The organism is uncultured Christiangramia sp., from assembly GCF_913046405.1.
GTDB lineage: Bacteria > Bacteroidota > Bacteroidia > Flavobacteriales > Flavobacteriaceae > Christiangramia > Christiangramia marina.
This window is the reverse complement of the sequence record NZ_CAJWRQ010000138.1, coordinates 1-5,831: the sequence shown is the minus strand read 5'-3', so window position 1 is coordinate 5,831 and position 5,831 is coordinate 1. Positions and strand designations below refer to the sequence as shown.

Here is a 5,831-nt window from a genome sequence, read left to right as displayed (position 1 = left end):
GGCTAATGGTTTTCTGGGTGTTGATGGGATCGATGTGGTCATTCTTTACCCAAAAGAAAAGGTGAGTGAAATTCAGGAGAAACAATTAACCACTCTGGGACGAAACATACAGGCGATCGAAGTTGATGGAAATTTTGATGATTGCCAGGGAATGGTAAAAAAAGCTTTTCTCGATAGTGAAATCACAGATCGCCGGCAACTTACCTCAGCGAACTCGATCAACCTGGCTAGATGGTTACCTCAAATGTTCTATTACTTCCTTGCCTACAGGCAGTTAGAAACAAAAAATAAGGTAGCTTTTTCAGTGCCAAGTGGAAATTTTGGAAATATTTGTGCAGGACTACTGGCAAAAAAGATGGGGTTACCTATAGATACATTTGTCGCGGCTAATAATGCCAATGATACCATAACCAGGTTTATGGAATCTCAGAATTACCAGGCAAAACAGAGTGTTCAAACCATTTCGAATGCTATGGATGTTGGTGATCCCAGCAACTTTGTTCGTATCCTGGAATTATTCGGGAATCACTTTGAAGATCTCAAACAACATTTGATGGCTATGAGTTATACCGACTCCGAGACTAATAAAGCAATTAGATTGGTTTATGAAGAACATAATTATTTAATGGATCCTCATGGCGCGGTTGGTTATTTGGGGCTCAAAGACTTTCTAAACATAAATCCGGAATATAGCGGAGTGTTTTTAGAAACAGCGCATCCTGTGAAATTCCAGGAAACTGTAGAAAAAGCTTCTGGAGCAAAAGTAGTTATGCCGGATTCTATAGCAGGAATTCTGGATAAAAAGAAGAAATCCTTTCAGCTAAGCACGTATGCAGAGCTGAAAGAATTTCTTCTGGAAGATTATTAATATTAGAATGTAATAAATTTTTCTAATTAACCTTGTTCAGGGTTATACTTCCTATACAATTCTCAGCAGGTCCGCAGGGATCAAAATTAAATATTAAAGTATTTTGTTCCAGTATTATGTTGAAACTCCATTCTACTTCTTGTTCATTTAAACTTAATTCCTGCAGAGATTGAAGAGCTCCAGAATCATCTTGAGAAATCCATCTATCAGAAATTAAAGAAAGTCGGTTGTTATTGATAGTATAGCTTCCGAGTTCCTTGAACATATAACCGGTAATCTCTGAACTTTCAATAGCTCGAATGAAAGTATAACTTTCGAACTTACTTGCCTTCAGGAATTTATATTGAATCACAGATTCGTAGTTCAAATTTTCATCCAGTTCATCAAACTCATTAGAATCTACTATAGTGGTCTTTTCCCAAACGCCTTCAATTGCAGTGTCTGATATAGTTTCGTCATCACTAGAGCATCCAGTAAGAAATAGAACGGTGAGTAATATCAAAAATTTTTTCATAAGATATACTTGTTTCTTATTAGATGCTTCAACATGAATATAGTTGCGTTAGAATTTAATATTTAGCCGACTGATCCTTTGCAGGCAGTGTATTATTGATAAAATTGCGTAGATCATCATTCGCTTTTTGAAGGTCTTCGCTTCTTAGGTACATCATATGTCCGCTTCGGTAACCTTTAAAACTAAGACGATCCTTCAATCTGCCACTTTGATCCAGTTGCCACATGCTGTATTTGGCATTGAAATAGGTGGTAGCCCCATCGAAGTAACCAGATTGAATTAGAACATCCAGATTAGGGTTTTGCGCCATTGCCTGTCTTAGCATCTCTCCGGAATTATTTCCACTACGATCCCACGGGTGAACAGGGCCGAACATAAAGTACTTCAAATCAGTATTGAACTGAAGATCATTTCGTAAATAATGATTGATCGCCGGAGTGAATGAATGTAACCATGAAGTCAACTCTGAATTGTAATCTGGAGAATTTCCTGAATTCTTCGCGTCCAGACCTTTGTAACGAGAATCCAGTCGGCCAACGGTGTAACCTTCTTTGTCTCTTAAAAGTTCTTTCCAGAAATATTGAAAAGGTACTTCCATATTATTCTGAAGAATGACTTCCTTTTTTATACCGGAGTATTCAGCCATTTTCTCTGCGACTTCGTTCTTTTTTTCAGTGTCTGCAAAACCACCTTTCATAAGAACCGGCAAAAGCTCGTTGATCGCATAAGATTCTACTTCGGGTAATAGCTCTTCAAGATCTTTTTGTTGTAATTCTGAAGGTAGCATTTTATGATACCACGCGGCCGCGGCAAAGTAAGGAAGCCTGTTTGCCACTTCAACCGGACCTTCCCGATCTATTCCAATTTCAGTAGGAGATACCAGGATCACGCCGTTTAAGTACATCCACTGACTATTTTGCAATTCGAGAGCCAGTCCAGATACGCGAGTGGTACCATAACTTTCACCAATAAGATATTTTGGTGATAACCATCTATTCTTCCTGGTTACAAAAGTACTTAGCCACTCAGCGAGGTAGGTGATATCTGCCTGTACGCCAAAAAATCGTTCTCTATCAACCTTACCTTCAGCATCTGGAATAGGTCTTGAAAAACCTGTATTTACGGGATTCACATAAACGATATCTGCCACGTCCAGAATTGAGTGCGGATTTTCTTTAATTCCGTATGGTTGTACCGGAAAACCCTCATCATCGATCTTCAAAACCCTTGGACCGGTATAGGCAATATGCATCCAAACGGAAGCTGAACCGGGTCCACCATTGAAAGAAATAACCAATGGACGGTCTTCAGTATTATTTACATTTTTACGCTTATAATAGGTGTAAAATAGGCTTGCAATAGGAGTTCCGCTTTCATTCCAGAGAGGCATCATACCAGTTTCCGCAGTATAGTCAATAGATTTCCCATTTATTCTTACTGAATGACTGGTAGTCACCATGGTGTCCTGTGGAATCTCGACTTTTTGTGCAATGCCGATGTAAGAAAAGAATGATAATGCGAGAAACAGTAATTGTATTTTTTTCATATTTGATTTAAGTATTTCTGCTGAACAGCATATTAATTTACTTGAAAGAAAGTTGATCATTAAGATGGTTGATATTGGTTGGATGCCCAAACAGGTATAATAAATCACCTTGTTCTATAATAGTTTTTGGTGAAATCTCTGTCAAATACCTGCGGTCCCTTTGTATCGCAAGCAAGGTGACCTGAAAGTTCTTTCCAATACCAGAATCTTCGATGGATTTTCCTACGATCTGGCGGTTATCCCGATTCACTTTTAGAGTTACGATTTCCCTGTTCGGAATGTTCAAGTGTTGCAGGGCAGGAGAGTGTGGTCTCTTCTTCATGGATGTCAGCATCTCGTAATCTGAAGATCTAATCTGATTGATAAATTCCTGAATTTCATCAAAAGGAACAAGATATTTTTTAAGAACTCTGGTGAAAATCTCAATGGAAGTTTCAAATTCTTCCGGGATCACTTCGTCTGCTCCCAATCTCAGGACTTCTTCCATTTCTTTGACATATTTGGTACGAACAATAATGGTAGCGGTTTTGGTTAATTGCCTTATCGAAGTAAGCATTTTCCTGGTCGCACCAGCATCTGATATTGCAATTACTATAACCCGGGCTTCCTGCACATGAGCATGCTTGAGAATCGTTGTATTGATGGCATCCCCGAAAATTACGGGTTCTTTAAGTTCTTTTGCTTTATCAAATGCTTCCGGATTTGCATCAATGATCACGTATGGAATTTCAGCCTTTTGAGCTGCTTTAGATATATTGGATCCATTGATACCGTAACCAATAAGAACAAGATGATCCTTCAGATTCTCTTCGGAAAATTCTTCGTCGGCTTTGGTACTTCTCTTAATGTTTTCCAGTCTTTTTCTAACCGCTGGAGGAATTGGTGCTTTCAGAAGTGCATAAGTGATCCTTGGAGCAGATTCTATCAGGAACGGCGTGATTCCCATCGTAATGATAGAAATGGCCAGGAAATACTGGTAAATATTTTCAGGAATAATACCGCTTTCTTTTCCTACTCCGGAAAGCAACAAGGAGAATTCACCAACCTGGAAGAGACTGAAGATGGCCAAAAACATGGTTCTGGCTGGAAACTTCAGAATTAGTACAGTAACTCCAATAACCAGCATTTTCAATAATACAACCGCGAGTACAAGACCAATAATAATCAGGATATTTTCAGCAAAGAAATCCAGATTCAGCAGTGTCCCTACAGAGATAAAGAAAAAGCTGATGAATATTTCTCTAAAGGGTAATACGTTTGCGGTAGCCTGGTGACTGTAATCTGATTCAGAAATAATGAGTCCGGCGAAAAACGCTCCTAAGGCAAGTGATAAACCGACCGTAGAAGTTAACCATGCCACCCCGAAACAAAATACAACGACCGTAAGAATGAATAATTCCTGGTTCTTGGTTTTTACGACCCATCCAAAGATCTTAGGTGCCACATATTGCGCAAGGATGTATACGATCACCAATACCAGTAGGATCTTTAAGACCATGATCCCTATTGTCGTGAGAATATTTGGCGTCTCTCCGGCCAGTAAGGGTGTGAAAAGCATCATGGGAACTACCACAATGTCCTGAAAAATAAGAATTCCCAGACCTATTTTTCCATGCGGTGTGGAGATTTCCCCTTTCTCCTGAAGTAATTTTAAGACGATCGCCGTACTACTTAAACTAAACAGGAAACCCAGGAAAATAGATGTATTTAAAGGTAATCCCAAGGCAGTTGATATTCCGGCAGTGGCAAGAATAGTACCTCCAACCTGTAAACCACCACCAAGAAATATGATCTTCTTGATGGATGCCAGACCTTTTAAAGATAGTTCGATCCCAATTACGAACAGCAGGAAAATAATTCCTATTTCTGAAAGCAATTCTACATCATGCTGCGAACTAATTAAATTAAAAGCATGTGGGCCGGCTATGATTCCAGCAAGAAGAAATCCGAGAATTGCCGGTAGTTTCAACTTCTGGAATACGAGAATGATCACGATCGATAATCCTAGTATAATTACAATATCCTGAAGGATTGGAATTTCCATATTTTGGCTGGTTAATTAGATTTTAAAGATAAAAATAATGCGAGAGCGACTCTAGCATTTAAACAAAAAAAGCGGCAGTAAATACTGCCGCTTTATATGAAATACCTGGATATGATTAACCCTTCAACCAGGCATTTCGCAATTCAATTTTATCGCCATCTGCATTCTGTACTTCGCTTAAAGTCATTTGGGTATCCATAGGTGTAGATACCTTAGCTTTCAATTGCATCTCTTCTTCATTTCGAACAATGGTCATGGTAAAGTCATCTCCTTCTTTCCATTCCTGGGACTTGCGTATGAGTTCATAAACATTCTGGACATTATATTCCTCTCCATTTACGCTTTTGATCACATCCCCGCCTTCAACTCCAAGCTCCTTCAAAAATGTATTAAATTCTGTATCTCCACGGAAAACGATCTGCATAGTTTCCTGGTTTGCGGTAATGTATGGCTGCTGCCCTTTTAAAAAGAAACCAACTTCCGTCATTTGCTCCTGCTCTTCAATTCCGGCTTTTGCAAAAAACTCGTCATAAGGAATCGGTGTTTCACCAGTTACATACTGGTCAAAGAAATTCTGAATTTCAGGATATGTAAGCTCAACGATCGTAGGAATCAATTCATCATCATTAAATGGTTTGTCTTTCCCATATTTTGCGTTCAATTTCTTCATAAGATCCAGAATTCCCATATTTCCACCGCTAAGTTCTCTTAGCCTGATGTCAAGGGCCATACCAATGAGAGCTCCTTTGAGGTAAACATTGTAATAGGAATCTTTATACTCATCTGTAAGTATATTTTCACTCATTACCGTAAATGGAACGGTGTCATCAAATCTTTTCGAAGTTGAAATCTTTTGATT

At 38.8% G+C, this 5,831-nt stretch carries 4 protein-coding genes and 1 pseudogene; 1 reads left to right on the top strand and 4 read right to left on the bottom strand.

The window, feature by feature from the left end; all coding sequences use genetic code 11:
- A partial coding sequence (thrC, locus tag QZ620_RS13240; protein WP_295182509.1) for a threonine synthase occupies window positions 1-868 on the top strand: 868 nt, incomplete at its 5' end.
- Between the two features lie 22 nt (window positions 869-890).
- On the opposite strand, the gene QZ620_RS13235 is transcribed toward thrC, so the two are convergent.
- From QZ620_RS13235 to QZ620_RS13220, 4 genes and pseudogenes are all read right to left on the bottom strand, one after another.
- A complete protein-coding gene (locus QZ620_RS13235; RefSeq protein WP_295182507.1) occupies window positions 891-1,382 on the bottom strand; it encodes a hypothetical protein in 492 nt (163 codons plus the stop codon).
- A 55-nt stretch (window positions 1,383-1,437) separates the two neighbouring features.
- Entirely contained in the window at window positions 1,438-2,928 is a 1,491-nt protein-coding gene (locus tag QZ620_RS13230) for a carboxypeptidase (protein ID WP_295182505.1), read from the bottom strand.
- Between the two features lie 37 nt (window positions 2,929-2,965).
- The gene (locus QZ620_RS13225) at window positions 2,966-4,972 is read right to left on the bottom strand and encodes a cation:proton antiporter (RefSeq protein ID WP_295182504.1); all 2,007 of its coding nucleotides are present in this window, start codon (window positions 4,970-4,972) and stop codon (window positions 2,966-2,968) included.
- 115 nt (window positions 4,973-5,087) lie between these two features.
- Window positions 5,088-5,831, bottom strand: a pseudogene (locus QZ620_RS13220) (peptidase M61); the annotation flags it as partial.